We start from the raw sequence: 16,376 nt of genomic DNA, 5'->3' as shown, positions 1-16,376 counted from the left end.
GGGCAGGTCGGGGCAAGCCCGGCTTGCTTTTCGCGACCGGGCATCGCATGCCCGATGCATTCCTGCTGTGCTGCCTCACCTCTTTTTGCGCTAGACTGGCAATGCCTTTTTCATAAGGCATTTGCTACCCCAGTGCGTTGCTTGTCCGCATTCCGGGTTTTTCAGGTCCAGCAAAGGAGGCTGCCCGGCGTGCCGATCCCGATTCAAAATGCCTCGACGGTTTCGCCGCGGATGCTGGCCTGGCAACTGTTTGCCGGCTGGTTGGCGGTGGTCCTGTGCATTTGCGCATTCGCCGGCTTGTTTCTCCGGGCAGGTCTCGAGCACGTCCGAACCAGTGCCACGCTGGAGGCGGAGAACCTGACCCAGGTGCTTGAACGCGATGTCGCGGCTTCGCTGGAAAAAGTTGATCTGATCCTGCGCTCGGTAGCCGATGAATATGAGCGGCGGGCGCAGCTCGGTCCGGTGGGGCGCAGCGACATGGATGCGTTCCTGGAACGTCTGGCGGCCCGTCAGGAGTCGATGCAGCGCCTGAGCATTGCCGATGCGGGCGGCGAGACCGGGGCCAATTCGAGCCTGGCCGATCGTGACTATTTCAATCGCCTGCGGACTGATCCGGTTGCCGGACTGGTCATTTCCAAGCCGGTCGTCGGCCGGATCAGCGGCAAGTGGGCAATCGTCCTGGCGCGCCGTCTCAACGACCGGCACGGGGCGTTTGCCGGGGTTGCCTACGCCAGTCTGAGTCTTGAACATTTCGAAAAGCATTTCGGCGCCTTGCAACTGGGAGCGCATGGCACGGTCAGTCTGCGCGATGCCGATCTCGGGGTGATTGTTCGCCTGCCGAAAATTGGCGCGGTGGTGAAGTATGGCTCGACGGTGGTTTCCGACGATTATCACGCGGCGCTTGCGGAGAACCCTTTGCACGGGGTTTATCGGGCGGGTGACAGCAGTGTTGACGGGATGCCGCGCCTGCATGTTTTCCGCTTCAATCCGCAGTACCGCTTCTATGTCAATGTCGGGGTGGCCGAAGACGATTACCTCGCTCCCTGGCGCAACCAGGTGTGGACGACGCTTGTGCTGCTGGTCGTCTTCATCGTGCTGAGTGGTCTGTGCGTGTTGCTCCTGCAGCGTTATGCGCGGCGTCTGGCGGATCGCGAAGGGATGCTGCGGACCATCTTCGAGGCATCCGACGGCGCCATATTTCTGCTTGATGCGCAGGGGCGGATCACGCATGCCAACGAGCGCATGGCCGTGATGCTGGCTTGCCGGCTCGAGCAGCTGACCGGTAGCGATTACCTGCAATATGTTGTCGATGCCGAGCGCGCGGTGGCCGCAGACTTGTTGCGACGCCTGCTCACGGCCGAGGTGCCCTTTGCCCGCCATGAACGGGCTTATCGGCGCGGTGATGGCAGCATGTTCTGGGGTTTTCTCTGTGCCCGGCCCCTGCTGGATGGGCGCGGCTATCCGGTCGGGCTGGTCGGCTTGATCACCGATATCGATGAGCAGAAGAACAACGCAAAGGAGCTGGAAAACTATCGCCAGCACCTCGAAAGTCTGGTGCGCGAACGTACGGTCGAACTGGAGGGCGCCAAGGAGGCGGCAGAGTCGGCCAGTCGCGCCAAGAGCAGCTTCCTGGCCAACATGAGTCACGAGATCCGGACGCCGATGAATGCCATCATCGGCCTGACCCATCTGTTGCAGCGGGAGTTGCTGACGCCGGCGCAGGCTGACCGTCTGGACAAGATATCAAGCTCGGCCCGTCACCTGATGGCGATCATCAACGACGTGCTCGATATCTCGAAGATCGAATCGGGCAAGCTGGTCATCGAGTCGGCGCCTTTTGCCGTGGCCGATGTGCTTGCCGAACTGGGCGGGCTATATGCCGGGCGGGCGCAGGCCAAGGGCCTGTCATTCACGACCTCGGCGGGTGATTTGCCGCCGCTGGTGGTGGGCGACCGGACGCGTTTGTCGCAGGCGCTGCTCAACTACCTGGCGAATGCGATCAAGTTCACCGCGACGGGTGGCATCGAATTGCGGGCAAGGGTGATCGAGGAAGACGAAAGCTCGCTGCTCGCCCGTTTCGAAGTGCAGGACAGCGGGATCGGCATTGCGGCGGAGGTGTTGCCGCGTCTCTTCATGGCCTTCGAGCAGGCGGACAACTCGACGACCCGCCAGTATGGCGGCACCGGTCTCGGGTTGGCGATCAACCGGCGGCTGGGTGAGCTGATGGGGGGCGCGGTTGGTGTCGAGAGCACGCTGGGTGTCGGCAGCACCTTCTGGATCAATGTCCGTTTTGGCAAGCTGGCAGCGGTCGACCGTCCGGAAGAGGTCAATTTCACCGCCCCGGCAAGCAATGAAGCCGAACTTCGGGAAAGTTGCTGCACCGCCCGCCTGCTGCTGGTTGAAGACGATGAGATCAACCAGGAGGTGGCGCTGGAATTGCTGCGCGACTTTGCCGGGCTGCAAGTTGATTTGGCCAAGAACGGTGTGCTGGCCGTGCGCATGGCAGGCGCTGTCTGCTACGACCTGATCCTGATGGATCTGTTGATGCCGGAGATGGATGGTTTCACAGCAACGCGACTGATTCGCGCCATGCCCGCCTACCGCCAGACGCCGATTCTGGCGATGACGGCCAATGCCTTCGATGCCGATCGGGCGCGTTGTCTGGTGGCGGGAATGAACGATCACATTCCGAAGCCGGTCAACCCGGAGCTACTTTTCAGTAAACTGCTGCACTGGCTGCCGCGGGCAGTCGCTGATCAGAAACGCCCAACCCAGGAATAAACCATGGCCGGAAATCTTTATGTCGTCGCCGCCCCGTCCGGCGCCGGCAAGACCACGCTTGTACGTCTCCTGCTCGAAGCCGAGCCGGTGCGCCTGTCGATCTCCTTCACCACCCGCCAGCCGCGGCCGGGTGAGCAGGATGGCCGCGAATACCATTTCGTCGATACGGCAACCTTCCGCGCCATGATCGAGCGGCGCGAGTTTCTCGAATGGGCCGAGGTACACGGCAATTTCTACGGCACCTCGAAAAAATGGATTGCCGACCAGCTGGCGGTCGACGCCGATGTTTTGCTCGAAATCGACTGGCAGGGCGCACAGCAGGTGCGGCAGCAGTTTCCCGACGCGATCGGCATCTTCATTTTGCCGCCCTCGATGGAAGAGCTGGAACGCCGGCTGACCGGGCGCGGCACCGATGCCGCCGACGTCATTGCCCGCCGTCTGGCCGCGGCACAGGCCGAGATGCACCATGTCGGGGAATTCGACTATGTTATTATTAACAACCAACTGGAAGAGGCTTTGCTTGATCTGCGCGCCGTGGTGCGTGCATCCCGTCTGCAGTACGCCGCGCAAGCTGCCCGGCACGCTGCCCTCTTCGACCGAATGATCTGATTTTCCGAGGTTTTACATGGCTCGCGTTACGATTGATGACTGCCTGAAAAGAATTCCCAACCGCTTCCAGATGACCCTGACGGCGGCTAACCGTGCCCGTCAGCTGGCCAATGGCGCGACGCCGCTGGTCGAAGCCGGCAAGCACAAGCCGACGGTCGTTGCCCTGCGCGAAGTGGGTGCCGGCAAGATCGGCATCGAAATTCTCAACCGCAGTCTGGGCTGAGTTCGGCGCGGTGAATGCTGATGGGGTCAACGCCGTCATCACCACCGCCTGCCATGGAAGAACCCGCCTACCGGGTTTTTCTCGATAGTCTCGACTATCTTTCTCCGGATGAAGTAGCCCAGATCGAGAAGGCGTATGCCTTCTCGGCCAAGGCACATGCGCACCAGAAGCGCATGTCCGGCGAAGCCTACATCACGCATCCGCTGGCCGTGGCCGGTGCCGTCGTCGAGTGGCGCATGGACGCCGACGCCGTGATGGCGGCGCTGCTGCATGACGTGCTGGAAGACACCGGCACCAGCAAGCGCGAACTGGCCGACCTGTTCGGCAAGGAAGTCGCCGAGCTGGTCGATGGTCTCTCCAAGCTCGACAAGATGGAGTTCGCTTCCTACCAGGAGGCGCAGGCCGAGAATTTCCGCAAGATGCTGATGGCGATGGCGCGCGACTTGCGCGTCGTGCTGATCAAGCTCGCCGACCGCCAGCACAATCTGGCGACGATGTCGGCGATGCGCCAGGACAAGCGCGCCCGCATTGCGCGCGAGACCCTGGAGATCTACGCGCCGATCGCGCTGCGTCTGGGCCTGAACAAGCTGTACCGCGAATTGCAGGACACCTGTTTCCGCCTGATCCACCCGCATCGTGCCGAGGTGCTGACCAAGGCGATGAAGGCGGCGCGCGGCAATCGCAAGGAGCTGCTGTCGCGCATCCTCGACGGCATCCGCGACAAGCTTTCCGGTGCCGGCTTGAAGGCCGAGGTATTCGGGCGCGAAAAGAGCCTGTATTCAACCTTCTGCAAGATGAAAGAAAAGCATCTCTCCTTCTCGCAGGTGCTTGATATTTATGGTTTTCGCGTGGTGGTCGAGAATGTGCCGACCTGCTACCTTGCCCTTGGCGCCCTGCATGGTCTCTACAAGCCCGTGCCCGGCAAGTTCAAGGACTACATCGCGATCCCCAAGGCGAACGGCTACCAGTCGCTGCACACGACGCTGATCGGTCCGTACGGCACGCCGGTCGAAGTGCAGATCCGCACGCACGAGATGCATCATGTCGCGCAGGAGGGCGTTGCCGCCCACTGGTTGTACAAGGACATCGAGGATAGCGGCGCCGATCTGCAGATCAAGACGCACAAGTGGCTGCAATCCCTGCTCGAGATGCAGAGTGGCGACTCGTCCGAGTTCTTCGAGAACGTCAAGATCGACCTCTTCCCGGACGAGGTTTACGTGTTCACGCCCAAGGGCAAGATCATGGCACTGCCGCGCGGCGCCACCGTGGTCGACTTTGCCTACGCCGTGCATACCGACGTCGGCCACCACTGCTCGGCGGCGCGCGTCAATCACGAGCTGGCGCCGCTGCGCACCGAGATGCGCAATGGCGATCTGGTCGAGATCATCACCTCGGCGCAGGCCAGCCCGAATCCGGTCTGGCTGACTTACGTCAAGACCGGGCGGGCGCGCAGCAAGATCCGCCACTTCCTGCGCACCATGCAGAACGAGGAGTCGTCGCGTTTGGGCGAGCGCCTGCTGCGCCAGGAACTGCTCTCGCTCGGCGTCGTGCCGATCTCGATTCCGGCCGATGCCTGGGACCAGATGGTCAAGTCGAGCGGCCAGAAGAACATCGAAGAGATCTACACCGACATCGGCCTCGGCAAGCGCCTGCCTTCCGTGGTGGCCCGTCGCCTGCTGGCGCGCGAGGACATGGGCACCGACCAGCCGGGCAACATGGCGCTCGCCATCCATGGCACCGAGGGCATGGCGATCCAGCTGGCACGTTGCTGCCAGCCGATACCGGGCGATCCGATCATCGGTTCGATCAGGAAGGGCAGCGGTCTGGTGATTCATACCCACGATTGCCCGAGCATCCGCAAATCGCGCTCGGCCGAGCCGCAGAAATGGATCGACGTCGAATGGGAGCCGGAAGAGGGCAAACTGTTCGACATCCGCATCAAGGTCGAGGTCAAGAACACGCGTGGCGTGCTCGCCCAGGTTGCCGCGGCGATCGCCGAAGCCGGCTCGAACATCGAGCATGTCTCAATGGATGCCGATTCCGAGCACCTGTTCACGCTGCTCCGCTTCACCATCCAGGTTGCGCACCGCAACCATCTGGCAGCCGTGATGCGCGGCATGCGCCATATTCCGGAAGTCACCCGCATCGTGCGGGAGCGTGGGGGCGAGGTTTGAGGGTACTCGTGCTGGGGGCCGGCGTTGTCGGCACCACGACCGCATGGTATCTCGCCCGCGCCGGACACGCGGTGACGGTCGTCGATCGCCAGCCGGTGGCGGGCAATGAGACCAGTTTTGCCAACGGTGGCCAGATTTCCGTCTCGCATGCCGAACCCTGGGCCAATCCGCACGTCCTGCCGCGTTTGCTGAAATGGCTGGGGCGCGAGGATGCGCCCTTGCTCTGGCGCTGGCGGGCCGATCCGGCACAACTCGCCTGGGGCCTGCGTTTCCTGCGCGAATGCCTGCCCGGCCGGACGCGCCACAACATTGCGGCGATCGTCGCCCTCGCGCTCTACAGCCGCAGCCAGTTGCAGGCGCTGCGCCAGGAACTTGATCTGCGCTACGACCATCTCGAGCGCGGCATCCTGCACATCTACACCGAAGCCGACGAGTGCGAACGCGCCGTCGAGGCGGCGCGCATCATGCGCGAATTCGGGCTGGATCGTGTGACGGTCGACGTCGAAAAATGCCTGGAAATCGAACCGGCCCTGAGCGGCGCCCGTCATCTGCTGGTCGGTGGCGATTACACGCCGTCGGACGAGTCGGGCGACGCCCACAAATTCACGCGTGCGCTGGCCGACAAGGCGCAGGCGGCCGGCGTTGATTTTTGCCTGAATACGACGGTCGACCGTATCGAGGCGGCTGACGGCAGGATCAGCGGCGTGCAGGTGCATGACGGCGAGACTTCGCGCATGCTGCGCGCCGATGCCTACGTGCTGGCGCTGGGCAGCTATTCGCCCTTGCTGCTCAAACCGCTCGGCATCGGTTTGCCGGTCTATCCGGCCAAGGGCTATTCGGCGACGCTGACTTTGGCCGATGGTTGCGTCGCGCCGACCGTCAGCCTGACCGATGACGAGCGCAAGCTGGTCTTTTCGCGCTTCGGCAATCGCCTGCGCATCGCCGGCACGGCCGAGTTCAACGGCTACAACCTCGAACTCAATCCGGTGCGCAGCCGGGCCTTGATCGAGCGCACGCAGCGCCTGTTTCCCGGCCTCGAGCTGGCCGCCGAGCCGGAATACTGGTGCGGCCTGCGCCCGGCGACGCCGTCCAATCTGCCGTACATCGGCCGCACGCGTTACAACAACCTGTGGCTCAACACCGGCCATGGCACGCTGGGCTGGACGCTGTCCTGCGGTTCGGCGGCGGCATTGGCCGACTTGATGAGCGGTCAGCGCGCGGCGCCGGATTTCCCCTTCATCCGATGCTGATCGACACCCACTGTCATCTCGATGCGGCCGAGTTTTCGCCGGATCGCGATGCAGTGCATGCGGCGGCGCTGGCCGCCGGCGTCGGGCGCATCGTGGTGCCGGCCGTAGCGGTCGACACCTTTCCGGCGGTCAAAACCACGGTCGCCCGTTATGCCGGCTGTGTCGCCGCCTACGGCATTCATCCGCTTTACGTGATGCAGGCCAAAGACGAAGATCTGACCGTATTGCGCGACTGGCTGCGCGCTGAACAGCCGGTTGCGCTCGGTGAGATCGGGCTGGATTATTACGTCGCCGGGCTCGATCCCGAGCGCCAGGCCTTTTTCTTCGTCGAGCAACTGAAACTGGCGCAGGAATTCAACTTGCCGGTATTGCTGCATGTCCGGCGGGCGGTTGATCAGGTGCTCAAATACCTGCGCCGGCATCCGGTCTGCGGCGGTATCGCGCATGCCTTCAATGGCAGCCGGCAGCAGGCGGACGAATTCATCAAACTGGGCTTCAAGCTGGGCTTCGGCGGCGCCATGACCTTCAGCGGCTCGACGCGTATCCGCGATCTGGCGGCGAATTTGCCGCTCGACGCCATCGTGCTTGAAACCGATGCGCCGGACATCCCGCCGGCCTGGCTGGCGCGCGGCCGCAATGCGCCAGCCGAACTGCCGCGCATCGCCAAGGTGCTGGCCGGGTTGCGCGCCATGGCGCCGGACGAGCTGGCGGCGATCACCGCAGCCAACGCCCGGCGCGTATTGCCCGGGCTGGGCTGACTCCGTCCTTATTCCGCAACGACCTTGCGGCGGACTTCCGGCCTGGCTTCGATAGCGGTCAACACGCCGTTTTCGTCAAAAATGGCGTCGAAGCCCTCAAAACTGCTCAACCAGTAATGCCAGGTCTTGCTCTCGATCAGCGGGTTCTCGTCATAGACCGGATAGCCGACCGCCATCAGCACCTGTTCGCGATTCATGCCGCGAATCAGGCGGGCGCTGCCGATCGCTTCCTGGATTTTTTTCGGATAAGACTTCAGTTTGATCAGCGGGTCCTGCTCGACGATATAGCGTTTGGCGAAGGCATCGAGCGACATGTTGCGGCTGTAGTCATTGCCGATTGCCTGGCGGCGGCCATTGATCGTTAACAGGACGCGGTGCTTGCCGTAGCCGTCCATCGACAGTGGCGTGCCGGCTGGAATCATCGTCTTGCCGCTGTCGGCATAATTGATGTCGCTGATCCAGTTGCCGTCGGTGCGCATGTTGCAGCACAGGAAACCGTAACCCTCGGCGGCGGCGTTTGCGGCGCTCAGCGCGGCGAGGCAAAGGAATGCGGCAAGTTTCAAGGTGGTAACTCCTTTTCGCGGGCGGACGGCAATCCTAGCAGCTTCGTTTGCGAAATGAGCATGGCATTGGCGAGTCCAGCCTGCATCAACAAAAAGGGGAGCCGAAGCTCCCCTTTCTGGATGTCCTGTACGGGATCAGGCCGCTTCGGCCAGCGCGCCGCGCATCTTTTGCAGCGCCTTGACTTCGATCTGGCGGATACGCTCGGCCGACACCGAGAACTCGTCGGCCAGGTCGTGCAGCGTTGCTGCTTCGCCGTCATGCAGCCAGCGCGCCTCGATGATGCGGCGGCTGCGCGCATCGAGTGTGCCAAGCGCTTCCTGCAGGCCTTCGTTCTGCTGCCGGGCAATCGCCTTGTTCTCGATGACGCGGGTCGGCTCGTAGCGCGAGTCGGCAAGGTAATCGATCGGCGCGAAAGCTTCGTCGCTGTCGTCCGGGCTGCCTTCCAGCGCCAGGTCGCGGCCGGTCAGGCGGGTTTCCATCTCGACCACTTCTTCCGGCTTGACGCCGAGACGGGTCGCCACTTCGCCGGCCTGCGTGCCGGACAGCGTATCGACGCCTTCGTAGTCGTTCTTCAGGCTGCGCAGGTTGAAGAACAGCTTGCGCTGCGCCTTGGTCGTCGCCACTTTGACCAGGCGCCAGTTCTTCAGGATGTATTCGTGAATCTCGGCCTTGATCCAGTGCATGGCAAACGAAACCAGACGCACGCCGCGCGTCGGGTCGTAGCGTTTGACTGCCTTCATCAGGCCGATGTTGCCTTCCTGGATGAGGTCGGCATGCGGCAGGCCGTAGCCGAGATAGCCGCGGGCAATGGAGATGACGAGGCGAAGATGCGAGAGCACGAGCTGGCGGGCCGCTTCCACATCACCTTCATCATGGAAACGCTCGGCCAGCCTGATCTCCTCAGCCTCGGAAAGCATGGGGTAACGGTTCGCGGCCTGGATATAGGCATCGATGTTACCGACTGCTGACGGGATGGGAAGCGCCAAGGCTTGGGTCATAGCGTGGTTTTCTCCTTCAAGGGTTGCAAATACATTCTAGCACTCGCTGCCTGTGAGTGCTAATAGTGGAAAAAGTTTCCCGAGCCGTGTTATTGCCATGCCGAATCAAGGTGAGTCGATTCGTCAGCCGGGTGGCTGAGAATCTCTATTTTATGGTCGCCTCTTGAAATCCCGGGGGGGCGACCTTATTATTTAGCACTCACCGGATGCGAGTGCTAACAAAGCCCGCTCCGTTCCCGGGCGCCTTCGGGTGTGCCGGCCAATTTCATCTCTGTGAACCACGAGGAGTTAGTCTTATGAATATCCGTCCTTTGCACGACCGTGTGATCGTCAAGCGCGTTGAAGCCGAACGCACCACCGCTTCCGGCATCGTCATTCCTGATTCCGCCGGCGAAAAGCCGGATCAGGGCGAAATCCTGGCCGTTGGCCCGGGCAAGCGCGACGACAACGGCAAGCAGATCGCCCTGGACGTCAAGGTGGGTGACCGCGTTCTGTTCGGCAAGTACGCCGGCCAGTCCGTCAAGGTCGATGGCCAGGAAGTCCTGGTCATGCGTGAAGAAGACATCATGGGCGTTCTGCAGAAGTAATTCCTGCACCCCGAGAAGCTACGGTTGGCCAGCGGTCAACCGGAAAAACAGATCAAAATTCAGGAGCTATAAATGGCAGCTAAAGAAGTCAAATTCGGTGATTCCGCCCGTGCCCGCATGGTCGAAGGCATCAACATCCTGGCTGATGCAGTCAAGGTTACCCTCGGCCCGAAGGGTCGCAACGTCGTGCTCGAGCGTTCCTTCGGCGGCCCGACCGTCACCAAGGACGGCGTTTCCGTCGCCAAGGAAATCGAACTGAAAGACAAGTTCGCCAACATGGGCGCCCAGATGGTCAAGGAAGTTGCTTCCAAGACCTCCGACATCGCCGGTGACGGCACCACGACCGCAACCGTTCTGGCCCAGGCCATTGTCCGCGAAGGCATGAAGTACGTTGCCGCCGGCATGAACCCGATGGACCTGAAGCGCGGTATCGACAAGGCTGTGGTCGCCACCATCGCCGAACTGCAGGCTTTCTCCAAGCCCTGCACGACGACCAAGGAAATCGCCCAGGTCGGTTCCATTTCCGCCAACTCCGATGCTGACATCGGCGAAATCATCGCCAATGCCATGGAAAAGGTCGGCAAGGAAGGCGTCATCACCGTTGAAGACGGCAAGTCCCTGGCCAACGAACTCGACGTCGTCGAAGGCATGCAGTTCGACCGCGGCTACCTGTCGCCGTACTTCATCAACAACGGTGACAAGCAGCAAGCCCTGCTCGAAAACCCGTTCGTCCTGCTTTTCGACAAGAAGATCTCGAACATCCGCGACCTGCTGCCGATCCTGGAACAAGTCGCCAAGGCCGGCCGTCCGCTGCTGATCATCGCTGAAGATGTCGATGGCGAAGCCCTGGCTACCCTGGTCGTCAACAACATCCGTGGCATCCTGAAGACCGTTGCCGTCAAGGCCCCGGGCTTTGGTGACCGTCGCAAGGCCATGCTGGAAGATATCGCCATCCTGACCGGCGGTACCGTGATCGCCGAAGAAACCGGCCTGACGCTGGAAAAGGCTGTCCTGAAGGATCTGGGCCAGGCCAAGCGCATCGAAGTCGCCAAGGAAAACACCACGATCATCGACGGCGCCGGCGAAGCTGCTGCCATCGAAGCCCGCGTCAAGCAGATCCGTATCCAGATCGAAGAAGCCACTTCCGATTACGACAAGGAAAAGCTGCAGGAACGTGTTGCCAAGCTGGCTGGCGGCGTTGCCGTCATCAAGGTTGGTGCAGCGACCGAAGTCGAAATGAAGGAAAAGAAGGCTCGTGTTGAAGATGCCCTGCACGCTACCCGCGCTGCCGTGGAAGAAGGTATCGTCGCCGGCGGCGGCGTTGCCCTGATCCGCGCCCGTGCTGCCGTTGGCAAGCTCAAGGGTGACAACCACGATCAAGATGCCGGCATCAAGATCGTGCTGCGCGCCATGGAACAGCCGCTGCGCGAAATCGTCGCCAATGCCGGTGACGAGCCGTCGGTTGTGGTCGACAAGGTGCAGCGTGGCAAGGGTAACTACGGTTACAACGCTTCCACCGGCGAGTACGGCGACATGGTTGAAATGGGCGTGCTGGATCCGACCAAGGTCACCCGCACCGCACTGCAGAACGCCGCTTCCGTGGCTGCCCTGATGCTGACCACCGAATGCATGGTTGCTGAACTGGCTGATGACAAGCCGGCCGGCGGCATGCCTGACATGGGCGGTATGGGCGGCATGGGTGGTATGGGCGGCATGGGCATGTAATTGCCCCGTCCAGGCCTCACCGTTTGAGAAGAGCCCCGCCTTGCGCGGGGCTTTTTTTGTCTGGTGCCTTGTTAATGCTACCTGCAATAAATTAACTATTTCGAAATCGCTTACGCGCTGTAAGTTGGCTGTAAGACGCTCCGCCTAAATTACGCTCCGCAGCAATGCCTCTATAAACAATATAGTCTGAGGAGCAAATCAATGTCACAGCACACCGGCAGCTATGCGCAGATTCGGGACAACCCGAAATTCAAGTCGCTGATCGCCAAGCGTAACGCCTACGCGTTCATGATGACTTCGCTCATGATGATCGTGTACTACGGCTACATCCTGTTGATCGCTTTCAACAAGGAGTGGCTGGCCACGAAGATCGGCGAGGGTTACACCACTTCCATCGGCATCCCGATGGGTCTGGGCGTCATCATTTTCACCATTGTTCTCACCAACATCTACGTACGTCGTGCCAATACGGAATTCGACGACGAAGCCGCCCAAGTTCTGAAGGAGGCCGGTCAGTGAACGCCAACTACAAACACATCCTGGGCGGCCTGATCGCCCTGCTGGCAGCCGGCGCCGCCGCTGCTGCCGGTGCCGATCTGGGTCAGACGACCCAGCAGGCAACCAACTGGACCGCGATCGCCATGTTCGGCGCCTTCGTCGGTTTCACCCTGTACATCACCAAGTGGGCCGCCGGCAAGACCAAGACGGCTGCTGACTTCTACACGGCCGGCGGTGGTATCACCGGCTTCCAGAACGGCCTGGCAATTGCCGGCGACTACATGTCTGCCGCTTCCTTCCTGGGTATTTCCGGTCTGGTGTTCGCCAACGGCTTCGACGGCCTGATCTTCTCGATCGGCTGGCTGGTCGGCTGGCCGATCATCACCTTCCTGATGGCTGAGCGTCTGCGCAACCTCGGCAAGTTCACGTTCGCTGACGTGGCTGCCTACCGTTTCGCCCAGACCCCGGTTCGTTCCTTTGCCGCTACCGGCTCCCTGGTCGTCGTCGCTTTCTACATGATTGCGCAGATGGTTGGTGCCGGTCAGCTGATCAAGGTTCTCTTCGGTCTGGAATACACCTACGCCGTGATCATGGTCGGCATCATCATGATGATGTACGTGCTGTTCGGCGGTATGACCGCAACGACCTGGGTGCAGATCATCAAGGCCGTCATGCTCCTGACCGGTGCGACCTTCATGGCCGTCTCCGTGCTGCTGCAGTTCGGTTTCAGCCCGGAAGCGCTGTTCACCAAGGCTGTTGAAGTTCACTCCAAGCACGACGCCATCATGTCGCCGGGTGCCCTGATCAAGGATCCGATTTCCGCGATCTCGGTCGGTATGGCCCTGATGTTCGGTACGGCTGGTCTGCCGCACATCCTGATGCGCTTCTTCACGGTGCCGTCTGCCAAGGAAGCTCGCAAGTCCGTGGGTTGGGCGACCACCTGGATCGGCTACTTCTACATCCTGACCTTCATCATCGGCTTCGGCGCCATCGTCAATCTGGTGCAGAACCCGGCTGACTACTACGTCGGCGGCGAAATCGCCAAGGGCCTGAAGGGCGGCGGCAACATGGCTGCTGTGCATCTGTCCAAGGCTGTTGGTGGCGACCTGTTCCTCGGCTTCATCTCCGCCGTGGCCTTCGCAACCATCCTCGCTGTGGTGGCTGGTCTGACCCTGTCCGGTGCTTCTGCCGTGTCGCATGACTTGTACGCTACGGTGTTCAAGAAGGGCCAGGCTTCTTCCGAAGACGAACTGCGCGTTTCCAAGATCACCACCATCTGCCTTGGCGCACTGGCTGTTGTTCTCGGCATCCTGTTCGAAAAGGAAAACGTGGCTTACATGGTGATGCTGGCTTTCGCCATCGCCTGTTCTGCCAACTTCCCGGTTCTGTTCATGTCCGTTCTGTGGAAGAACTGCACGACCAAGGGCGCTACCATCGGTGGTTTCGTCGGCCTCTTCGCCGCCGTTGCCCTGACCGTGATGTCGGCCAACGTCTGGGAAGCCGTGCTGCACAACCCGAAGGGCTCGGCTCCGTTCCCGTACTCTTCGCCGGCCATCTTCTCGATGACCCTGGCTTTCTTCACGATCTGGCTCGTGTCCATCCTGGACAACTCCGAGCAGGCCAAGAAGGAACGTGCCCTGTTCCCGGATCAGCTGATCCGTTCGGAAACCGGCCTGGGTGCATCCACCTCCGGCGGTCACTAAGCCGACAGCTCGCTGTCAGCAAAAAGCCCGGGTTTCGACCCGGGCTTTTTTTCGTCCTGATTTTGGCAATAAAAAGGCAGTCGACCGCCTGGGGTGAAAATACAGTGGACGTGCTTGTGCACTGCGGAAATTGCAGTGCAGTTTATTTGTTAGACTTGTCAGGCTTTTTAGGGGAAAAAAACGGTAGGGGGTTACCCAGTGCAGGATCGGGCCACCCCCTGAGCTGCGGTTGAACCGCAGGCTCCGAGACCATAAAAGGAGAACAGCCCGCGCAGAATAATGCAGCAGGCTTACAAAAATCTTACGCGAGTACAGGCAACGAACAAATGCGCATTCTTATCGCTGAAGACGACACCATCATTGCCGACGGTCTGGTGCGCTCCCTGCGCCAGGGCGGCTACGCCGTCGACTGGGCACCCAATGGCCTGGAGGCTGATGCAGCCTTGATGACGGTTTCCTACGATTTGCTGATCCTTGATCTCGGCCTGCCCAAGCTGCCGGGCCTGGAAGTCCTCAAGCGTCTGCGCTCGCGCAATTCGCAGGTGCCGGTGCTGATCCTGACCGCGCTTGATGGTACGGGTGACCGTGTCAAAGGGCTCGATCTGGGGGCGGATGACTACATGGTCAAGCCCTTCGAGCTGGTCGAGCTGGAGGCGCGTGTGCGGGCTCTGACCCGGCGTTCGGCCGGTACCACGCCGACCATTCAGTGCGGCCTGCTGACCTATGACCAGGTGGGGCGGGTGGCGCAGATCCAGGGACACTCGCTGGACCTGTCAGCACGCGAAATCGGTTTGCTGGAGGTTCTCCTGACGCGCATGGGACGTCTGGTCAGCAAGGATCAACTGGTCGATCACCTGTGCGGCTGGGGGGAGGAAGTCAGTCACAATGCCATCGAGGTGTATGTGCATCGCCTGCGCAAGAAGCTGGAGGCAGGTGGCGTCAAGATTGCGACCGTGCGCGGTCTGGGCTATTGCCTCGAGCGGCCACAGGGTGAGTAATTGAGCAATCTTTCCGGCAGCGAAACCGAGCGCTCCCTTTTTGGCGAAATCCTTGACTGGATGCTGGCGCCGCTGCTTTTTGTCTGGCCGCTCAGCATCGCCTTCACGCATTACTTCGCCAACAACGTCGCCAATTTCCCCTACGATCAGGCCTTGCGTGAGCACGTCGCGGCGATTGCCCGCCAGGTCAAGCTGGTTGGTGGCAAGCCGGTACTGACCCTGCCGGCATCGGCGCGTGCGCTGTTGCGGGCGGACGAGACCGACAGTGTCTATTTTCATGTCGTGACGCAGGATGGAAAGCTGCTCGCCGGCGACAAGGAGTTGCCGATGCCGACGCTGGAAATTGCAGACGACTCGCCATTCTCCGGCGAAATCTATCTGCGTGATGCCGAGTACAACGGCCAGGATCTGCGTATGGCCTACACCTATCTGGCCGACGCTCAGCTGCCGCGCGGGCGCTGGATTGTGGTCGAAGTGGCCGAAACCACCGAAAAACGCACGCAGCTTGCCAACAAGATCGTGGCCAGCGTGATCCTGCCGCAATTCATCATCATTCCGCTCGCCGTCATGCTGGTCTGGTTCGGCCTGTCGCGCGGCTTGCGGCCATTGACCCGGTTGCGCCAGATGATCGAGACACGCGAGCCGGCGGATCTTTCGCCGATTGCGACGCGGCGGGTGCCGGAGGAGCTGGAGCCACTGGTTGAAGCCTTCAACGCGATGCTTGAACGCATGAAGAAAAACGTCGAGGCGCAGCAGCGCTTCGTGGCTGATGCAGCGCATCAGATGCGGACGCCATTGACCGGCCTCAAGACGCAGGCCCAGTTCGCGATGCGCGAAACCGATCCGGCGGCATTGCGCCACGCCCTGCGCCAGATTGCCACCGGCGTCGATCGGGCCGGGCGTCTGGTCAACCAGTTGCTGACGCTGGCGCGCACCGAGGGTGGCGAGCCGGCACAACAAAAGCATGAGCCGCTCGATCTCGCCCTGTTGGTCAGGGAGGTGGTCGAAGACTGGGTGATGCAGGCCATCGAGAAGGGGATTGATCTCGGCTACGAGGCGGACGGTGAGGCGATGATCGTCGGCAACGCATTCCTGTTGCGCGAACTGGCCAAGAACCTGGTCGACAATGCCCTGCGCTATACGCCGTCCGGAGGGCATGTTACCTGCCGGATACTGGCCAATCAGGCGACCGTTCTGCTCGAGGTTGAAGATGATGGTGTCGGTATCAGCGAGGAGCAGGCCGAACTGGTATTCGAGCGCTTCTACCGCGTTGATGATGCGACGACGGAGGGCAGTGGTCTCGGTTTGGCCATTGTTCAGGAGATCGCCATGCAGCACGGCTCGCGCGCCAGCTTGCGGCCGAATCCGCGTGGTCGTGGGGCCGTGGCCCATGTCCTATTTGCCGCCTGGCAGCCGCCACCACCTCCGCCACCGGAGCCGGATGACTATTCCGAACTCTATCGTCAGTCGCCTCCGATCGGTACCTAGGGGGAACGCAAGGTAATCAA

The 16,376-nt window shown here is 61.4% G+C and carries 14 protein-coding genes; 12 read left to right on the top strand and 2 right to left on the bottom strand.

The features are described from left to right. Positions 1-189 precede the first annotated feature (189 nt). Genes KI612_RS18135 through KI612_RS18110 form a run of 6 tightly spaced genes read left to right on the top strand, consistent with a single transcriptional unit; the run spans position 190 to position 7,795 of the window. Entirely contained in the window at positions 190-2,781 is a 2,592-nt protein-coding gene (locus KI612_RS18135; RefSeq protein WP_226441454.1) for an ATP-binding protein, read from the top strand. Between the two features lie 3 nt (positions 2,782-2,784). Next, entirely contained in the window at positions 2,785-3,390 is a 606-nt protein-coding gene (gmk, locus tag KI612_RS18130; protein WP_226441453.1) for a guanylate kinase, read from the top strand. Positions 3,391-3,406: 16 nt separating this feature from the next. Further along, positions 3,407-3,613 (top strand): DNA-directed RNA polymerase subunit omega, encoded by a 207-nt coding sequence (rpoZ, locus tag KI612_RS18125; RefSeq protein ID WP_226441452.1) that lies wholly within the window; start codon positions 3,407-3,409, stop codon positions 3,611-3,613. 20 nt (positions 3,614-3,633) lie between these two features. Continuing rightward, positions 3,634-5,787, top strand: coding sequence for a RelA/SpoT family protein (locus tag KI612_RS18120; RefSeq protein ID WP_226444289.1), 2,154 nt, complete (start codon positions 3,634-3,636; stop codon positions 5,785-5,787). After that, the gene (locus KI612_RS18115; protein ID WP_226441451.1) at positions 5,784-7,037 is read left to right on the top strand and encodes a D-amino acid dehydrogenase; all 1,254 of its coding nucleotides are present in this window, start codon (positions 5,784-5,786) and stop codon (positions 7,035-7,037) included. Before KI612_RS18120 ends, KI612_RS18115 begins: the two co-directional genes overlap by 4 nt. Next, positions 7,031-7,795, top strand: coding sequence for a TatD family hydrolase (locus KI612_RS18110; RefSeq protein WP_226441450.1), 765 nt, complete (start codon positions 7,031-7,033; stop codon positions 7,793-7,795). The genes KI612_RS18115 and KI612_RS18110 overlap by 7 nt, the downstream gene beginning before the upstream one ends. Positions 7,796-7,803: 8 nt before the next feature. Here KI612_RS18110 and KI612_RS18105 read toward each other — a convergent pair whose 3' ends face one another. Together KI612_RS18105 and rpoH are read right to left on the bottom strand one after the other, a co-directional pair. Further along, on the bottom strand, positions 7,804-8,358 hold the full coding sequence (locus KI612_RS18105; RefSeq protein WP_226441449.1) for an outer membrane protein assembly factor BamE: 555 nt from the start codon (positions 8,356-8,358) through the stop codon (positions 7,804-7,806). 135 nt (positions 8,359-8,493) lie between these two features. Further along, positions 8,494-9,357, bottom strand: coding sequence for an RNA polymerase sigma factor RpoH (gene rpoH, locus KI612_RS18100; RefSeq protein WP_226441448.1), 864 nt, complete (start codon positions 9,355-9,357; stop codon positions 8,494-8,496). A gap of 296 nt (positions 9,358-9,653) precedes the next feature. Here rpoH and KI612_RS18095 point away from each other — a divergent pair, with 296 nt between their 5' ends. The 6 genes from KI612_RS18095 to KI612_RS18070 all read left to right on the top strand — a co-directional run bounded on the left by KI612_RS18095 (position 9,654) and on the right by KI612_RS18070 (position 16,356). Continuing rightward, positions 9,654-9,944 carry a co-chaperone GroES gene (locus KI612_RS18095; protein ID WP_226441447.1) on the top strand — a complete coding sequence of 97 codons (291 nt, stop codon included), beginning with the start codon at positions 9,654-9,656 and terminating at the stop codon, positions 9,942-9,944. A gap of 72 nt (positions 9,945-10,016) precedes the next feature. Further along, positions 10,017-11,669 carry a chaperonin GroEL gene (gene groL, locus KI612_RS18090; RefSeq protein WP_226441446.1) on the top strand — a complete coding sequence of 551 codons (1,653 nt, stop codon included), beginning with the start codon at positions 10,017-10,019 and terminating at the stop codon, positions 11,667-11,669. A gap of 201 nt (positions 11,670-11,870) precedes the next feature. Then, positions 11,871-12,188, top strand: a complete 318-nt coding sequence (locus KI612_RS18085) for a DUF485 domain-containing protein (RefSeq protein ID WP_226441445.1) — start codon at positions 11,871-11,873, stop codon at positions 12,186-12,188. Further along, the gene (locus tag KI612_RS18080) at positions 12,185-13,870 is read left to right on the top strand and encodes a cation acetate symporter (RefSeq protein WP_264180751.1); all 1,686 of its coding nucleotides are present in this window, start codon (positions 12,185-12,187) and stop codon (positions 13,868-13,870) included. The genes KI612_RS18085 and KI612_RS18080 overlap by 4 nt, the downstream gene beginning before the upstream one ends. Before the next feature lie 326 nt (positions 13,871-14,196). Beyond that, positions 14,197-14,868, top strand: coding sequence for a response regulator transcription factor (locus KI612_RS18075; RefSeq protein ID WP_226441444.1), 672 nt, complete (start codon positions 14,197-14,199; stop codon positions 14,866-14,868). After that, on the top strand, positions 14,869-16,356 hold the full coding sequence (locus tag KI612_RS18070; RefSeq protein ID WP_226441443.1) for a sensor histidine kinase: 1,488 nt from the start codon (positions 14,869-14,871) through the stop codon (positions 16,354-16,356). The last annotated feature ends 20 nt before the right edge of the window (positions 16,357-16,376 follow it).

Origin of the sequence: Quatrionicoccus australiensis, assembly GCF_020510525.1 — a bacterium.
GTDB lineage: Bacteria > Pseudomonadota > Gammaproteobacteria > Burkholderiales > Rhodocyclaceae > Azonexus > Azonexus australiensis_B.
The sequence above is the reverse complement of the archived record's forward strand: the minus strand, read 5'-3'. Positions and strand labels throughout refer to the sequence as shown.

Excerpts from the sequence above, each read along its gene's own strand:
- gmk (WP_226441453.1), top strand. The coding sequence starts at position 2,785 with ATGGCCGGAAATCTTTATGTCGTCGCCGCCCCGTCCGGCGCCGGCAAG.
- rpoZ (WP_226441452.1), top strand. The coding sequence starts at position 3,407 with ATGGCTCGCGTTACGATTGATGACTGCCTGAAAAGAATTCCCAACCGC.
- KI612_RS18095 (WP_226441447.1), top strand. The coding sequence starts at position 9,654 with ATGAATATCCGTCCTTTGCACGACCGTGTGATCGTCAAGCGCGTTGAA.
- KI612_RS18075 (WP_226441444.1), top strand. The coding sequence starts at position 14,197 with ATGCGCATTCTTATCGCTGAAGACGACACCATCATTGCCGACGGTCTG.
- KI612_RS18085 (WP_226441445.1), top strand. The coding sequence starts at position 11,871 with ATGTCACAGCACACCGGCAGCTATGCGCAGATTCGGGACAACCCGAAA.
- KI612_RS18120 (WP_226444289.1), top strand. The coding sequence starts at position 3,634 with ATGGGGTCAACGCCGTCATCACCACCGCCTGCCATGGAAGAACCCGCC.
- KI612_RS18110 (WP_226441450.1), top strand. The coding sequence starts at position 7,031 with ATGCTGATCGACACCCACTGTCATCTCGATGCGGCCGAGTTTTCGCCG.
- groL (WP_226441446.1), top strand. The coding sequence starts at position 10,017 with ATGGCAGCTAAAGAAGTCAAATTCGGTGATTCCGCCCGTGCCCGCATG.
- rpoH (WP_226441448.1), bottom strand. The coding sequence starts at position 9,357 with ATGACCCAAGCCTTGGCGCTTCCCATCCCGTCAGCAGTCGGTAACATC.